18 protein-coding genes are annotated in these 13,577 nt (G+C 69.6%); 8 read left to right on the forward strand and 10 right to left on the reverse strand.

Features of this window, described 5'->3' with window-relative positions:
- Positions 1–205 precede the first annotated feature (205 nt).
- Together CRM89_RS17240 and CRM89_RS17245 are read left to right on the forward strand one after the other, a co-directional pair.
- Complete coding sequence (locus tag CRM89_RS17240) at positions 206–988, forward strand: hypothetical protein (protein WP_041560399.1); 783 nt, start codon at positions 206–208, stop codon at positions 986–988.
- Positions 989–1,120: 132 nt separating this feature from the next.
- Positions 1,121–1,480: a hypothetical protein gene (locus CRM89_RS17245; protein ID WP_011211300.1), complete on the forward strand. Its 360-nt coding sequence runs from the start codon at positions 1,121–1,123 to the stop codon at positions 1,478–1,480.
- On the opposite strand, the gene CRM89_RS17250 is transcribed toward CRM89_RS17245, so the two are convergent.
- The 3 genes from CRM89_RS17250 to CRM89_RS17260 all read right to left on the reverse strand — a co-directional run bounded on the left by CRM89_RS17250 (position 1,477) and on the right by CRM89_RS17260 (position 4,318).
- Complete coding sequence (locus CRM89_RS17250; protein WP_098085033.1) at positions 1,477–2,193, reverse strand: DUF1906 domain-containing protein; 717 nt, start codon at positions 2,191–2,193, stop codon at positions 1,477–1,479. The genes CRM89_RS17245 and CRM89_RS17250 overlap by 4 nt on opposite strands.
- A 172-nt stretch (positions 2,194–2,365) precedes the next feature.
- On the reverse strand, positions 2,366–3,496 hold the full coding sequence (locus CRM89_RS17255) for a hypothetical protein (protein WP_098085036.1): 1,131 nt from the start codon (positions 3,494–3,496) through the stop codon (positions 2,366–2,368).
- A 222-nt stretch (positions 3,497–3,718) separates the two neighbouring features.
- On the reverse strand, positions 3,719–4,318 hold the full coding sequence (locus CRM89_RS17260; RefSeq protein ID WP_098085038.1) for a CHAP domain-containing protein: 600 nt from the start codon (positions 4,316–4,318) through the stop codon (positions 3,719–3,721).
- 113 nt (positions 4,319–4,431) lie between these two features.
- Here CRM89_RS17260 and CRM89_RS17265 point away from each other — a divergent pair, with 113 nt between their 5' ends.
- Both CRM89_RS17265 and CRM89_RS17270 read left to right on the forward strand, forming a co-directional pair.
- The gene (locus CRM89_RS17265; protein ID WP_011211304.1) at positions 4,432–4,986 is read left to right on the forward strand and encodes a TetR/AcrR family transcriptional regulator; all 555 of its coding nucleotides are present in this window, start codon (positions 4,432–4,434) and stop codon (positions 4,984–4,986) included.
- 138 nt (positions 4,987–5,124) lie between these two features.
- The gene (locus CRM89_RS17270) at positions 5,125–6,186 is read left to right on the forward strand and encodes a class I SAM-dependent methyltransferase (protein ID WP_371392067.1); all 1,062 of its coding nucleotides are present in this window, start codon (positions 5,125–5,127) and stop codon (positions 6,184–6,186) included.
- Positions 6,187–6,202: 16 nt separating this feature from the next.
- Here CRM89_RS17270 and CRM89_RS17275 read toward each other — a convergent pair whose 3' ends face one another.
- The 5 genes from CRM89_RS17275 to CRM89_RS30465 all read right to left on the reverse strand — a co-directional run bounded on the left by CRM89_RS17275 (position 6,203) and on the right by CRM89_RS30465 (position 9,545).
- Positions 6,203–6,574: a hypothetical protein gene (locus CRM89_RS17275; RefSeq protein ID WP_011211306.1), complete on the reverse strand. Its 372-nt coding sequence runs from the start codon at positions 6,572–6,574 to the stop codon at positions 6,203–6,205.
- Positions 6,575–6,585: 11 nt separating this feature from the next.
- Positions 6,586–7,062 carry a roadblock/LC7 domain-containing protein gene (locus tag CRM89_RS17280; RefSeq protein ID WP_229434782.1) on the reverse strand — a complete coding sequence of 159 codons (477 nt, stop codon included), beginning with the start codon at positions 7,060–7,062 and terminating at the stop codon, positions 6,586–6,588.
- Entirely contained in the window at positions 7,059–8,138 is a 1,080-nt protein-coding gene (locus CRM89_RS17285; protein WP_098085041.1) for a hypothetical protein, read from the reverse strand. Before CRM89_RS17285 ends, CRM89_RS17280 begins: the two co-directional genes overlap by 4 nt.
- A complete protein-coding gene (locus CRM89_RS17290) occupies positions 8,128–8,538 on the reverse strand; it encodes a hypothetical protein (RefSeq protein ID WP_228787939.1) in 411 nt (136 codons plus the stop codon). Before CRM89_RS17290 ends, CRM89_RS17285 begins: the two co-directional genes overlap by 11 nt.
- A gap of 536 nt (positions 8,539–9,074) precedes the next feature.
- Positions 9,075–9,545, reverse strand: a complete 471-nt coding sequence (locus CRM89_RS30465; RefSeq protein ID WP_060594494.1) for a hypothetical protein — start codon at positions 9,543–9,545, stop codon at positions 9,075–9,077.
- A 162-nt stretch (positions 9,546–9,707) separates the two neighbouring features.
- Here CRM89_RS30465 and CRM89_RS31025 point away from each other — a divergent pair, with 162 nt between their 5' ends.
- Positions 9,708–9,872 carry a hypothetical protein gene (locus CRM89_RS31025; RefSeq protein WP_172964537.1) on the forward strand — a complete coding sequence of 55 codons (165 nt, stop codon included), beginning with the start codon at positions 9,708–9,710 and terminating at the stop codon, positions 9,870–9,872.
- Here CRM89_RS31025 and CRM89_RS17295 read toward each other — a convergent pair.
- The gene (locus tag CRM89_RS17295; protein WP_098085043.1) at positions 9,863–11,038 is read right to left on the reverse strand and encodes a helix-turn-helix transcriptional regulator; all 1,176 of its coding nucleotides are present in this window, start codon (positions 11,036–11,038) and stop codon (positions 9,863–9,865) included. The two genes, CRM89_RS31025 and CRM89_RS17295, sit on opposite strands and share 10 nt — an antisense overlap.
- Before the next feature lie 142 nt (positions 11,039–11,180).
- On the opposite strand from CRM89_RS17295, the gene CRM89_RS17300 reads away from it, so the two are divergent.
- Positions 11,181–11,474 carry a hypothetical protein gene (locus tag CRM89_RS17300; RefSeq protein ID WP_098085046.1) on the forward strand — a complete coding sequence of 98 codons (294 nt, stop codon included), beginning with the start codon at positions 11,181–11,183 and terminating at the stop codon, positions 11,472–11,474.
- A gap of 174 nt (positions 11,475–11,648) precedes the next feature.
- Here CRM89_RS17300 and CRM89_RS17305 read toward each other — a convergent pair whose 3' ends face one another.
- On the reverse strand, positions 11,649–12,050 hold the full coding sequence (locus tag CRM89_RS17305; RefSeq protein WP_098085047.1) for a PaaI family thioesterase: 402 nt from the start codon (positions 12,048–12,050) through the stop codon (positions 11,649–11,651).
- Positions 12,051–12,121: 71 nt separating this feature from the next.
- Here CRM89_RS17305 and CRM89_RS17310 point away from each other — a divergent pair, with 71 nt between their 5' ends.
- Together CRM89_RS17310 and CRM89_RS17315 are read left to right on the forward strand one after the other, a co-directional pair.
- Positions 12,122–12,694: a TetR/AcrR family transcriptional regulator gene (locus CRM89_RS17310; protein WP_098085050.1), complete on the forward strand. Its 573-nt coding sequence runs from the start codon at positions 12,122–12,124 to the stop codon at positions 12,692–12,694.
- A gap of 149 nt (positions 12,695–12,843) precedes the next feature.
- The gene (locus tag CRM89_RS17315; protein WP_098085053.1) at positions 12,844–13,545 is read left to right on the forward strand and encodes a maleylpyruvate isomerase family mycothiol-dependent enzyme; all 702 of its coding nucleotides are present in this window, start codon (positions 12,844–12,846) and stop codon (positions 13,543–13,545) included.
- The last annotated feature ends 32 nt before the right edge of the window (positions 13,546–13,577 follow it).

Genomic DNA, 13,577 nt, shown 5'->3' on the forward strand with positions numbered 1-13,577 from the left:
CGTCGGCACACCGGTAACGTTTGCATCAACTTTCACTCCAGTAACATCGAATCGCAGTACTGTCTGGTAACACTGATCGTCCACAGCACCAACAAAGGACTACGGCGGCTGTACAAGCCGGTCCCCATGTCCTTAGAGTGACCCCCGATACCAACGGGTCCGCTCCCGTTGACCAGATGTACCCGAGGTAAGGACGGCTAGACCAGTGCTTCGCACCCGAGGATCGCGGATCGCCTTGACCGCACTCGCCCTGGCGGCGAGCGCTTCGCTCGCCATGCCGACCGCAGTAGCGGCACCGGCCCCCGCTCCCGCCGCCGTTCCGAACAGCGTCCCGATGGTGCCCGAGGGTGTGCCGGTCGACGCGATCGCCGCGCTGACCCCCGCCATCGTCGGCGCCATCGCGGGTCCGGCCGACATCGCCGAGGGCCCGCAGGCGGGCATCCTCGCCCAGGCGCGCACCCTGCTCGCGACGCTGAACCTGCCCCCGCAGATCAAGGCGACGCTCGAGCGGATCATCACCTTCCTCGACGGCAGCGGCGGCGGTGGCCCCGACCTGCCCGAGGACGGCCCCGCCATCGCGCAGTTCCTCTACCCGACCATCGGCAAGGGCTGCATCGGCGATTCCAGCGACTCGGTCGGCACCGCCCTCGCCGTGCCCGGCCCGGCCCAGCTGCCGCCGCCCGGCCCGGCCGCGGGGCAGACCGGTTTCGTGTTCACCGCGCTCGGCACCAAGTCGCCGACCCCCGTACAGAACCCGCCGATGACGGTGCAGTGGCTCAACCTCGACACCCGTCAGTCGGGCGTCGTGCCGCTCACCGACGAGGCCAAGATCAACCCGGACGGCCCGGCCACCCTGTCGGCCATCGTGGACACCGGCCGCGGCCGGATCGTGGCGGTCGTCGGCGGTTCGCTGACCACCCAGGCACCCGACGCCGCGCCGCGCACCTGCTCGTTCCTGCCGACCCTCGGCTTCTTCACCGTCGCCTGAGCGTCCGGCCGACACCACCGAGCATTCGAGGCCCGGTCGCCGATTCCGGCGGCCGGGCTTCGTCGTTCCCCGACACGCACGGCGATGCCGCGAACCCCTCCGGGGCACGCGCGACTGTGGTAGACCGGGAGCATGGCGACTGTCGAACTCACGGCACGCACGACCCGCTCGATCCGGAGCAGGCGCTCTCGCCGCTCGATCCTGTCCATCCGTTCGGAGGGCTCGATCCTCTCGATCGGCTCGGCCTATTCGATCCTGTCCATCGGCAGCGTGGGCTCGGTGCTGTCGATCGGGTCGATCGGCTCGTTCGGGTCGATCATCTCCACCAGCTCGTTCGCGAGTCTGGGTTCCGCGTTCTCGGGCCTGTCACGCTGGTCGCTGTTCTCCTGGCGCGGCGATCACGAGGCGCCGGACTCGCGCCCGAGCCTGCGGGTGGTGCCCGACGACGAGCCGGACCTGCGGATCACCCCCGCCGCGCACTGTCAGACCTAGCTCCACTGCCCGTACTGGGGCTTCAGGATGTCGTTGACGTCGACGCCGATGCCGTCGACAGTGCGCTTGTCGATCTCGAACTGGTGCAGGTGGGCGCCGGGATGCACGAAACCCTTGGGCGTTCCCCAGTTGTGCTGCCAGTACCAGGCGCCGAGTCCGGCGACCCGCGCCAGTTCGATGGTGGGCGCGTTGGCGTAGACGCCGACGTTCTGCTTGCCCAGCACGGTCTGCCAGCCGACCAGGTAGGGCGCGATCATGGTGGCGAATTCCACCGGGGTGGGGTTGTCGTCGATGGAGGCGTAGATCGGGGAGTCGTCGGGGCCGCCCGCGGCCAGGTGCAGTTCCAGACCGCGCTCGGCGTGCTTCTTGCCCGCTTCGAGTCCGCCGCGCCAGTCCGCGGTCGGTCCCTTGCCGAATTGGTAGCAGCTGACGATGCTCAGGCCCTGCTCCCGCAGCGCCTCGACCTCTCCGGCGAGCAGCGGTTTGCCCGCCATCCATTCCGCGCCGGGCCGCCGGTCGGAGACGTAGCGGATGACCCCCGCATGGCCGGCCTCGCGAATGGCCGCGGCCGAGGGCACGCCCGCGGCGTAGTCGAGCAGTGTGCCGTAGCGGGGCGCGGCGGCGGCGGGGGTGGCGGAGGCGGTGACGCCCAGGGCGGCCGCGGCGGCGGAGTAGGCGAACAGGGCGCGCCGGGACATCCGATGAGAACGCATTCGCAGGGCTCCTTCGACGAATTCCCCCGGACCGACATGCAGCGTGCCCGGCGCACCTTCCCCAGGTCGATCTGCGCGCCGGGAGCCTCGAACGTGATCACATTTCACCACATTCACACTGGAACCGCTAGGCCCCAGGAACACCACTGATCCCACTGATCACAGCGCGCGTTCACACCAGGCTGTCGATGCGGGCGGCGACGTCGATGATGCGCCCCTCCCCACGCGCGAGTTCCTGCCGCACCACGGCGAGCACCTGGGCGATCACCTGCTTCTTGATACCGGCCAGCGCGCCCAGCGTCGCGGCCCGCACGCCGTGCGCCTTGAATCGCAAGCGCAGATCCTCCGGTTCGGGGGGAGTCACGTCGATCACCACCCGCAGCGGGTCCGCGGCGCGGGCGGTCAGTTCGAGCGGGATCTCGACGTCGGCGCGGTAGCGGTTGGCCTTGAACACCTCCACGGTGATGTCGAGCCCGACCGGCAGCAGCAGGCCGAATCGGCGCGGCGTCACCGCCTCGCGTTCGCTCAACAGTGGCGTGCCGATCGCGCCGCGCACGGTCACCGTCGCGCGGTCGCGCGGCCCGGTGCGCAGCGGCCCGATCTCGATCGGCCGGCCCGCCATCCGGCCGACCACCTCCTCGATCCGCTGCCGGGTGACCACCCGCTCGAAGAAGCGGTGACCGAATTCGCCGTAGTCGATCCAGTCGAAGTGCTCCCGGCCCCGGTGTTCGGAGCGCGTGCCCGCCACCATCGCCTCGATATCGAAGACCCGCCCGCGCCGCGCCGCCGGTTCGGCGAGGATGGCGTTGACCCGATTGGCGACCTCGCGCTGCACCAGGCCCGCGATCGGGTCCAGCATCCACTCCCAGGCGGAGTCGACGGCGGAGGCGCGCAGCACGAAGCTCACGTTCTCGGCGGCGATGGGTGGCACGTCGATGACGATGAGCACCGGCTCGGCGGTGCGGGCATGCAAGGTCAGGTCGATCTCCACGATCGCCTCCAACCGCAACGGCTTGCCGCCCAGCAGGATCTTCAGCGCCAACGTCACCGGGACGGTGACGTGGAAGACGAGATTGCGTTCGTGGCGGGACACCGCGGGCGTGCCGACCTTGCCTTCGGCGAGGAAGCCCGCCATTCCGCCGGGCGCCAGGTTCACCGGCCCGATGCTGACGCCCTGGCCCACCATGCCCGACACGGCGGCGATGATGCGGTCCTCGGTCACCGCGTGGGTGACGAACCGCTCGCCGAACTGCGCGTACTCGATCCAGCCCGGTTCCTGCGGGCCTTCCTCACTCGGCTGCATCAGCTCTCGCCAACCCTCACCTCTCCACGGACATCCGACACGCTACGCGACGGGGATTTCGGGAGAACGGCACGATCGGCGGAACCCTGTCCTGCCGATGAGGGGAGAGCAGGACAGGGTCCCTGTCGACAGCGCTGCCGGGCACTGTCGATTCCATAGTACGGCGAGGTCACCCGCGGACCCGCGCCCGCACCGGCCATTTCAGCTGAACAACAATGATTTTCAGAATCGTCCGTAGCCGACCACATCCCGCACGTCCGCGAGGCGGAAGCGGTGCACCGCCACCCGGTCGAACTCGTTGCCGCCGATGGTCGTCACCTCCCCGTCGGCGGCGGCGAGCACGATGTTGGTGTGCTGGCCGAACTGGCTCGACGGGCCGTAGAGCAGCACGTCGCCGGTGCGCGGCCGGTAGCCGTCGGTGGCGGGGACGAATCGGCCGACGCTCTCGTAGTACTCCTGGAGCGTATACACCCCGGGAATGCGCCACGAGCCGGAGTTCGGGTTGGCCAGCGGGCGGCCGGCTTCGCGCATGGTCCAGCTGACGAAGTCGGCGCACCAGGACTCGCGCACCCCCTCGGCATACGCCGTCCCCGGCCGTGGGTCGGCGAATTCCCGCTCCAGCACGGCGAGCAGCGCGCGCTGATCGGGGTCGAGCACGGTGTGGTCGATCGCGGGGAAGGCGCTCAGCCGTTCGCCCACCACGGCCGGTTCACCGCCCTGCCACCAGCGCACCCCGACCACCGCGAGCCCGGCCACCACCGCCAGCGCCAGCGCGGCCACCAGCCACCGCCCGGCCTTGGTTCCCGAGTGTCGTACCGTCATCCCCCACCTCCACGCCGCCGTCTTCTCCTCTATAGACGCGCGGGGCGGCGATCCGGTTCCCGTCATCGGGCGATCCGGCGAGCACGGGATCGGCCGGAATTAGAGTGGTGTGGGTGAGTGCAACCCGCCGCGCCAACCGAGGTCCGAGCGCCGCCGCGGGCAACCGCGCCGCGCTGATCGCCGCGGCACGAGAAGTCTTCGCCACCAACGGTTTCGACGCACCACTGAGCCTCATCGCCCGCACCGCCGGGGTCGGGCAGGGCGTGCTCTACCGGCACTTCCCCACCAGGGCGGCGCTCGCGCTGGCCGTGTTCGAGGAGAACCTGACCGAGGTCGAGACGCTGGCCGCCGATCCGGGTACCACCGTGGCGGATGTGCTGGCCGTCATCGTCGATCAGGTCACCGCCTCGGCCGCCTTCATCGCGATGCTGGATCCGACCAGCGACGATCCGCGCGTATTGGAGCCCGCCTGTCGCCTGCTGACCCTGCTCGACACCAAGCTCGCCGACCCGGCGCAGCGCGGCGGCATCCGCGCCGGGCTGGGCGCCACCGATCTCGTGCTCGCGGTCGCCATGCTGGCCGCGGTGCTGGCGCGCACCGACGTCGCATCCCGGCAGACCACCGCCGAGCACGCGTGGGCACTGCTGCTGCACGGGCTGCTGGACTGATCGAACCCGTCGGGCCATCCGCCCGAGGTCGAGGCGTCGCTCGTTAACCTCCCGCGCGCCGCGCGCGATCCGGATGCAGGCCCGCGCCGGGCGTTCCCGGCCGGACGAGCATCGACGGAAGGACGCCCCGTGACCACCATTCCCGCACCGCCACTCGACGCCGACCGATTCGCCGAGCGCATGCTCACCGCCGCGCTGGGTGCGGTCGACCTGCTCGCGGTCCACCTCGGCGACCGGATGGGCTGGTACCGCGCGCTCGCCGAGCACGGTCCGGCCGACCCGGCCGAACTCGTGGCCCGCGCGGGCGGCGGACCACGGTATGCCCGGGAATGGCTGGAGCAGCAGGCCGCCGCGGGCATCCTGACCCACCTGGACGGCCGGTTCGCCCTGCCCGCGGGCGTGGCGGAGGTGCTCACCGACCGGGACAGCCTGAATTACCTGGCGCCGCTGGCACGGATGTTCGCCGCCGCGGCCGTCCAGCTGCCCGCGCTGCTCGACGCGTACCGCACCGGCGGCGGGGTGAGCTGGGCGGAGTTCGGCACCGACATGCGCGAGGCGCAGTCGGACATGAATCGCCCCTGGTTCCGGCAGCGGCTGGCCGCCGCTTTGGGCGAGGTCACCACGATGACAGACCTGCTGAGCAGGCCGGGCGCGCGCGTCGCCGACGTCGGATTCGGCGGGGGCTGGTCGAGCATCGCCCTCGCCCAAGCCTTCCCGGAGCTGATCGTCGACGGTTTCGACGTCGACGGACCCTCGGTGCGGATGGCGACCGAGCACGCCGCCGCGGCGGGCGTCGGCGACCGGGTGCGGTTCCACCTCGCCGACGCCGCCACGGCACTCACGGAACACGCTTACGACGCCGTCTTCGCCTTCGAGTGCCTGCACGACATGCCGCATCCCGTGCGGGTGTTGGAGGGGATGCGCCGGGCGTTGCGCCCGGGTGGGGCGGCGATCGTCATGGACGAGGCCGTCGCCGCCACCTTCGACGCGCCCGCGAGCGACATCGACCGGCTGATGTACGGGTTCAGCCTGCTGATCTGCCTGCCCGACGGCCTCTCGCACCCCGGCTCCGCGGGCACCGGCACGGTGATGCGCTACGACACCCTGCGCCGTTACGCGCGCGAGGCCGGTTTCGCGGAGGTGGAGATCCTGCCGATCGAGGATTTCGGCTTCTGGCGTTTCTACCGCCTGTCGGCGTGAGCGCTACCGGTGAGCACTAGATCTCGAGATCTTCTTCGATCCCCTTGAGCCGGTGCCGGGCCAGCGCCAGGTTGGCCCGGCCGCGATCGAGCGCGAGGTAGAGGAACAGGCCCTTGGACTTGCGCCCGGTCATGGGCCGGATGATGTGGTACTGGCCGGAGAGGGTGATGAGGATGTCCTCGATCTCGTCGCTGAGGCCGAGCTGGTCCATGGTGCGCATCTTCGCGCGCATCACCTCGGTGTTGCCCGCCGCGGCGATCTGCAGGTCCAGCGATTTGGAGCTGCCGAGCATGCCGAGCGCCATGCCGGAGTTGTAGTCGACCACCGCGGCACCCACGGCCCCGTCGATCACCATCATGTCCTTGAGGGCCAGATCCATATTGGTCATTTCCGTTCCTTTCAATCTGTTTTCGTCGGCTGCTTGTGTCTCGGCCCGTTCGCCAGCACGGCCAAGTGGTCGGCGATGGCGCGGGCCACCGGCCGCGACTCCAGGTGGAGGCGACCGACGTTCACCGCGGAGTCCGCGAGCACGGTCAGCGACGCCCAGCCCGCGGTGTAGATGACGACGTAGCCACCGGTGCCGTGCACCACGACCTCGTCGAAGCCGCCCCCGTGCGCGGTGGTGGCCAGGCGATACGACAGCGCAAGGTGCGAGGCGGTCAGCGCCGCCATGCCGTCGGGCTCGATGTGGCCCGGCAGATCGTGTGTGATGAGCAACCCGTCACCCGACGCCACCAGGGCGCCGGTCAGCCGTGGGACGCGTTCACGCAGCGCCTTCAGCTCCGCCAGCACCACCGCGTACGGTTCGGGTCCGGACATCGCCACCTTGGTCAACCTTCCCATCCAATCGCCGAGCAGTTTCTTCCGCGCGGTCACGCAAGCTCCTCCAATGCCGCCCGCACGCGGACGAGCACGTTCACATCCACCGGCTCCCATCGGTCCGGGCCGGGAGCGGGTACCGGCTGCCGCACCCGACGTCGAAGTGGTGGCGGCGGTGCGGATTTCGGTCCGATCGGGCTGTCGGCGGCGGTGTCCGGTGCGGTCCGGGCGCGGCGAGAGTCGCCGCCGGGCAGCCGCACGCGCGGTGGGGCATGACGGGCGGCCTCCATCGCCGCCGCGACGGCGTTCCGGACCGTCTCCTCGGCGGCCCGCTCGGCGGCGACCGGGGACAGTGCCGTCGCGCGGGACGAGCCCGGATTCGTCCGGACCCGATCGATCGAGTGCCGTCCGGTGGACCGCTCGGTGCCCCGGCCCGGCGACTGCTCACCGCTGACCTGCCCGCCAGGCCGGAGCTCCGGCCCGGCATCGGCGGATGCCGTTTCCGATCGCGCCCCGGGAGCTTCGAGTAGTCCCGCGGCGGTCAGCTCGCGCACCGCCGCGAGACACCCGTAGGTCGTGCGCCCGAGATCCCGCGCGATGTCGGTGATGCTGCGGCGGGCGTCGGCGGCCGCGAGCACCTCCACCTGTCCCGCGGTGAGCACCACCCGGCGGCGGTGCACCCGGCGCACCGGGACCACCGGCACCCGGTCGACCAGTTCGGCGGGCCACGGCCCCGACTCCGGATCACCGCGCCGGGCACACTCGCGCACCAGTTCGCGCGGCCGCACATGGCAGACCCCGGCCAGCCAGTGCGGGGGCGCGGGCCGGAACTCCGGTTCCGCGGTCGAGGCGAGCAGGAAATAGGCGGCGTCGTAAACCGACAGCAGCGCAAGGGTTTCCAGTTGTGGTTGCGCCAGCACCCGGCTCGGATCGCCCGCCCCCGCCCGCTGCCAGTCCTCCGGAGTGGCGACGCCCGCCGCCACCACCAGCCGGTCCAGCCCGGTGGCGCGACGGCAGTGGGCCGAGGCGATGACCCCGTCGGCGAGGTGGAATTCGCCGTCCCCCGCCCGCAACACGCCGGTGCGTCCCTCCTGTTCCAGTCGGCGCAGCGCGACGGCGAGGTCAGCGCTCATCGTCGCCCTCGACGAATCGGGTGAGAATCGTCGTCAGCTGATAGCGCGCGAGCCCCAGATTCCCGGTAGCCTCGTCACACACCACGTGCACGAAGATTCGCCCGTCGAAATCCCCGTTGACCAGATACAACAGGTGATATCCGCTGCTGCCGCACACGATGATCTCGCACACGTCGTCGCCGCCCGGCCCGCTCGCCAGCGCCGGACAGCCCAGCACCGCCCGCACCACATCCGTTGTGCCCGCGGCGTCTTCGTGCTGATCCACCAGATCGTGCCGACCCGCCGCCGCGATCGCCAGACCGCTCGCACCATCCACCATCGTCACGCTGCGCGCACCGGGAATGTCCATGATGCGTTTCAGGCAGCCGTCAATACCGAGCACCGCGTCACCGCTTGTCATCCGAGGATTTGCCCCCGCTTGTCGCACAAGGGCTTACAGGTGCCAGACGCTACACACGGCGGGCGAAAGTTGCACGGCGAACGCCAGGAAAATCTGAGCGATCACGCGTTTTCCCCGCTCGCGCAACAAACTATACCTAGCGGTATTTAAACCGGGTGGTATTCCATACCTTTCGGTGTTGTTTGCGGGCGGGTTCGCCGAGCACAGATTGAAAGTTTCACAATGCACGATCCAGCGGTGCTCGGCGAGACGTCGGCACATATCACAAGCCGGCAACAACGAATAGGGTACTTATTCCCTACCGCACCACCGGGGAGCTCCCGTACTCGCGAACGCCGTCGTCCAGGAGCGAGCCGCCCCTGGTGAGCGGACGATCGGCCGCACTCCGTCGCACAGCACCTCCCCACCCCCCGCACCCGGTCACGGCGCGCCCTCGTAGGCGGGTCGGCCCGACCAGATCAGTACCCGGACACCATTTCCACGCCCCGAGAATTGTGGGCACACAATCGTTTGTCCGGGCTGCCGGGCGGCTGTTCTCAGCCCCCGATCCGCCGCTCACACTCCACGAAATCCACGCCGGATTCCAGGCAGTCGTTCAGCCCACTCTGGACATCCCCACTGGTCGGCGGCTCCCCGCACAGCACGCCACACCGTTGATAATTCGGCACGATCGACCCGTCCGGCCAACGGCATACATCGGTGCAGGAATATCCCCGTTGATTCGGATCGAACGCCATGGGCCGGGGACTGTACGACCAGACGAAGGCATCGGTCTGAAAGACCTGCACGCAATAAACTGTGCGACCGTTCGCCACGTGCCCCACCCCGCCATGATCCCGGCAGTACGCGTTCAACTCGACCAGCGGACCGGGCGGCCCCTGCACCGGCGCCGCAGACCCACTGCCCGGTGACGCCCCGGCCACCCCGAGGGCGGTCGCGGCGAACGCGGTGATCGCGGCACCGCAGATCAGCAGCTGACGAACGATTCGGTATCGGCTTGTCGCCATGGCGACTCCTATCGACTCCGTAGCTGATCGATTGCGCCCGTCCGGCGCAACCGAGGTACCGATCCGGCCCCGACACCGATTCCGCCATTAGAACAGAACCACAACCCCGTAATTCGAAGAACCAAGCAGTAGCCAACGCACGCGGTCAGGAAGGGGCTCGAGATGCACGCGCTCGGTTGGATCGATCCGTCATCGCCGATATCGGCGTGGGATGCCGCGCAGGTGCGGCGGATCGCCCGACGGTTGGGATATGCGCTGCACTGGGCCGATCCATCGGTCCAAGCCGCCCGCACGAGCGGGCGGCACGTCCTCGAAGATCACAACTGAACGCCGAGCCAGCTGGCGAAGCTCGAAACGCTGTTCTTCTGTCGACGCTGAGCTGCAGCGATTCCGAAAACAGTCTCACGGACGCTCGGGTGCATTCTCGTCTGTTGGGGCGCGACCCGGCGCGCCCGGTTGAGGGCATCCAATGCGAGGTCGGGTTTCCCGGTGAGCAGCCAGGCGCGTGCAACGTCCTGCCAGTGATGGCCGATCCGGGGACGTGCCACCACAGCGTCCGGAATCACCAGTGACGCGCCTTCACGGGCAGCTCGTCCGGGATCGCCGGAATCCAGGGCGACTGCCGTGGTGTGGATACCGACATTCACCGGCCCGAAAAGAGTTCCGTACAAGCTGGTTTCGCTACGCATGGGCGCAGCGAGGCGACGCGCTTCGCGCAAGTGTTCCTCGGCCACGTCGGGACGGAAACCCCGGGCGGCAATGACCGCGCCGGTCAGATGGGCGGACCCGCGCAAAGCCCGCTCTCCCGCGCCGTCACCGTGCACACTGTCGAGCGCACGTTCGATCAGATCCAGGCTGACAACGTGCTGGTCCAAGTACATCAACCGTCTAGCGCGCTTGACGAGCGCTTGAGTCCGGTAGAGAGGGTCGTCGCCGCGTTCGGCAGCATGATCGAGGCGGTCGAGGACCGTGGGACCGAAGCCTGCCAGGTTGTATTGCAGCGTCGACCGGTCCACGGCGGCCCACGCCTGCGCGAGCATCGTCCACACCCTGGTGGTGTCCCTGGTTTCCCGCAGCGCTCCGTGCAGTTGGCGGATCAGCTCGGGCAGCCGCGCCAACGCATCCCGGCCCCGGTCCTGCAGATACGCCTGGTCGACCTCGTCGAGCTCCCTTTGCAGTTCGTCGAGCGGCGCGGGCTCGAGTGCGGCCAGGTAGGGCCCCTCCGTGAGGATCGCGCGTAGCTCCGTCACGCCTTCCAGCGGTCCGTCGGTCTCGATCAGATCCCGGTAGGGCTCGCCGGTCAGCCGCTCGGGTTCGACGCGCAGGACCCTTGCAGCGGCGGCCAGAAAGGCGGGGCTCGCAGGTTCCCGGCCTTGCTCGACCGCCTTCACCAAACCGAGCGAATAGTTTGCACGACTTGCGAGTTGGCGCTGTGTGAGGCCGGCGAGCTTTCGCTCCGCCGCGACGCGCTGACCGGCGTGGAGAGCACCCATGCATCCACGATAGGCGGACTGGCCCCGGCTTGGCCCTTCATCGATGAACAGCCCACGAATCTAGGGCGGTACCGCCGCCGGTTCGATTGCGGTTCTCCGGCTGGGATCGGTTACGCCACTGCGAGGGGACGGAGGGGATCAGGTGCACGCGTTGGGATGGATAGATCCGTCATCACCGACACCGGAATGGGATGCGGCCCAGGTGCGGCGGGTTGCTCGTCGATTGGGTTACCCGCTCAGATGGGCCGATCCTTCCTCTGTCCTGGGTCTGGCGGAACAAGTCGAGGCGTCCGGCGCCGATGCCGTGATCCTGCCGTCCTCCGCCCACGTCGACGCGATCACGTTGGACCGCCTGCTGGCCGTGGCCGACGTCGAATGCGCCGCTCCCCGGGTGTCATTCGCTCGATGGACGCTCTTCGGCGGGCTGCACCGGTGACGGGCGCACAACTCGGCCTCGTGTTCGTGATCGCTGTGCCGCTGGCGGTTGTGCTCGCGATGATCTTCTGGCCGTCGGACTACGGGGATTAGCCGAATGCCCATCGACGGGTCATCAGGCGGGCGGCGACGGCCTGGTCAGTTCGCCCGGAGTGCGCACGGCTACCTCGCGACCCTATGTGCTCGGCGGCAACAACCGCACGGTCTGAACAACGTGCGCGCAGAGCTCACCGCTCGCGTCGCGCACCTCGACGGTCACGACGACCTGCCGGGCGCTCACCCGCATCGGGACCGCCGTGGCGGTGGCGGAATCGGTGATCGGGCGCAGGAAGTGGGTGGTCGAGTCGGCCGTCGCAGGCGCCACGCCGGGGCTGCCGTTCAAGGCCGCGCACACGGCGGCGGTGGCGTCGGCCAGTCCCATCACCGCTCCCCCGTGCAGTCCGCCGCCGGTGGTCGAGAGCGCCGCGGAGTGCGCCAACCGAGCGACCACCCGGTCCGGCGCGATCCGATCGAAGCGCACTCCCAGGGTGCGCACGTATGGCGCGAATGCGTAGATGTCCTCCGCGGTCACGGTCATGATCGAATCCCTTCTAGATAACCCTCTCTAGAGAGGTGACTCTAGAGCGTGGTGCCCAGTAGTGTCCAGGCATGGCCCGCCTGGTTCACGACACCGACCACATCCTGGACACCGCCGCCCGACTGCTCCGCGACACCGGACCGGCCGGGGTGACCGTCAGCGCGGTGGTCCGGGCGGCCGGGGTGTCGAGCGGTTCGGTCTATCACCGCTTCCCCGACCGCGCGGCCCTGCTCGGCGCGCTGTGGACGCGCACCCTCGCCCGCTATCACACCGCGGCCTATCCCCTGTTCGACGGCGACCCGGTCGAGGCGGCAACAGCGCTGGCCGAGTACACCGTGCGCTGGTGCGCGGACAACCCACTCGACGCACACGTCCTGCTCACGGGCGCGGCACGGTTCGGCGCCGACGCGTGGCCCGAGGCCGTGCGGGCGGAACGCGAGGCCGAGAACGAACGATGGAACGCCGCGATCCGCGACCTGGTCCGCCGGCTCTGCGACCGGACCGGACGCAGCCGCACCGCCGTACTGCTGGCAGCGGTGGACCTGCCGACCGCCGCGGTCCGCCGCTACCTCGTGTCGGGAACTCCCATCCCCGACGACCTGCCCGCCGTCACGGCGCAAACCGTGCGCGGCGCGCTGAATTGACCCGAGCGACCACGGCGGGCGCACCTCGGGTACGGCGAACTCGACGGGACGATGAGTTCACCCGACCCACCCCGTCTACACCGGGAACGACGAAATCGTGACCCGACCCCCAGCCGGGCACGCCCGCACGAACTGGAGGTCATCGCCCCGTGCCGAAGGACAACTCCCGCGCCCGCCTCTGGACCCTGGCACACGCCGAACGCGCCGCGCTGGCCGACGACCTGGCCACCCTCACCGACGACCAGTGGGCGCACCAAACCCTGTGCGGCCGCTGGACCGTCGAGGAAGTCGTCGCCCACCTCACCGCCGCCGCGAGCACCGGCCGCTTCCGCTGGATCGCCAGCGTCCTGTCCGCCCGCTTCGACTTCGACAAACACAACGACCGCCGCCTGGCCGAAAACCGCGGTGCCACACCGGCTGAAACCCTCGCGCGCTTCCGGTCGATCATTCCCAGCACCACCGCCGCCTCCGGGCACACCGCCGCCTGGCTCGGCGAAGTGGTCGTGCACGCCCAGGACATCCGGCAACCACTCGGCCTGACCACCGCGCCGTCGGTGGAAGCGGCCACCGACGTAGCCCGCTTCTTCGCCACCACGAATTTCACCGTGCCGAGCAAGAAGAGCATCGAAGGGTTGCGGCTGGAGGCCACCGACGGACCGTTCGCCACGGGAACGGGCCCGCTCGTCACGGGGACCACGGTCGCGTTGGTGATGGTCATGGCGGGGCGGGTCAGCTACTGCGACGACCTCGGCGGGGCGGGTGTGACCACTCTGCGAGATCGTGTTGCCGCAGCGGCAGCGTCAGCGAAAACCGAACGTGCATCGAACCTGTCAGCGCCGCCCTCGGACTGACCGCACTTCACCAACAGCAATGTCAGTAACCC

The sequence above is a fragment of the Nocardia sp. FDAARGOS_372 genome, assembly GCF_002554515.1.
Classification (GTDB): Bacteria; Actinomycetota; Actinomycetes; order Mycobacteriales; family Mycobacteriaceae; genus Nocardia; species Nocardia farcinica.

Excerpts from the sequence above, each read along its gene's own strand:
- CRM89_RS17245 (WP_011211300.1), top strand. The coding sequence starts at position 1,121 with ATGGCGACTGTCGAACTCACGGCACGCACGACCCGCTCGATCCGGAGC.
- CRM89_RS17250 (WP_098085033.1), bottom strand. The coding sequence starts at position 2,193 with ATGCGTTCTCATCGGATGTCCCGGCGCGCCCTGTTCGCCTACTCCGCC.
- CRM89_RS17255 (WP_098085036.1), bottom strand. The coding sequence starts at position 3,496 with ATGCAGCCGAGTGAGGAAGGCCCGCAGGAACCGGGCTGGATCGAGTAC.
- CRM89_RS17260 (WP_098085038.1), bottom strand. The coding sequence starts at position 4,318 with ATGACGGTACGACACTCGGGAACCAAGGCCGGGCGGTGGCTGGTGGCC.
- CRM89_RS17275 (WP_011211306.1), bottom strand. The coding sequence starts at position 6,574 with ATGACCAATATGGATCTGGCCCTCAAGGACATGATGGTGATCGACGGG.
- CRM89_RS17285 (WP_098085041.1), bottom strand. The coding sequence starts at position 8,138 with ATGAGCGCTGACCTCGCCGTCGCGCTGCGCCGACTGGAACAGGAGGGA.
- CRM89_RS17290 (WP_228787939.1), bottom strand. The coding sequence starts at position 8,538 with ATGACAAGCGGTGACGCGGTGCTCGGTATTGACGGCTGCCTGAAACGC.
- CRM89_RS30465 (WP_060594494.1), bottom strand. The coding sequence starts at position 9,545 with ATGGCGACAAGCCGATACCGAATCGTTCGTCAGCTGCTGATCTGCGGT.
- CRM89_RS31025 (WP_172964537.1), top strand. The coding sequence starts at position 9,708 with ATGCACGCGCTCGGTTGGATCGATCCGTCATCGCCGATATCGGCGTGG.
- CRM89_RS17295 (WP_098085043.1), bottom strand. The coding sequence starts at position 11,038 with ATGGGTGCTCTCCACGCCGGTCAGCGCGTCGCGGCGGAGCGAAAGCTC.
- CRM89_RS17305 (WP_098085047.1), bottom strand. The coding sequence starts at position 12,050 with ATGACCGTGACCGCGGAGGACATCTACGCATTCGCGCCATACGTGCGC.
- CRM89_RS17310 (WP_098085050.1), top strand. The coding sequence starts at position 12,122 with ATGGCCCGCCTGGTTCACGACACCGACCACATCCTGGACACCGCCGCC.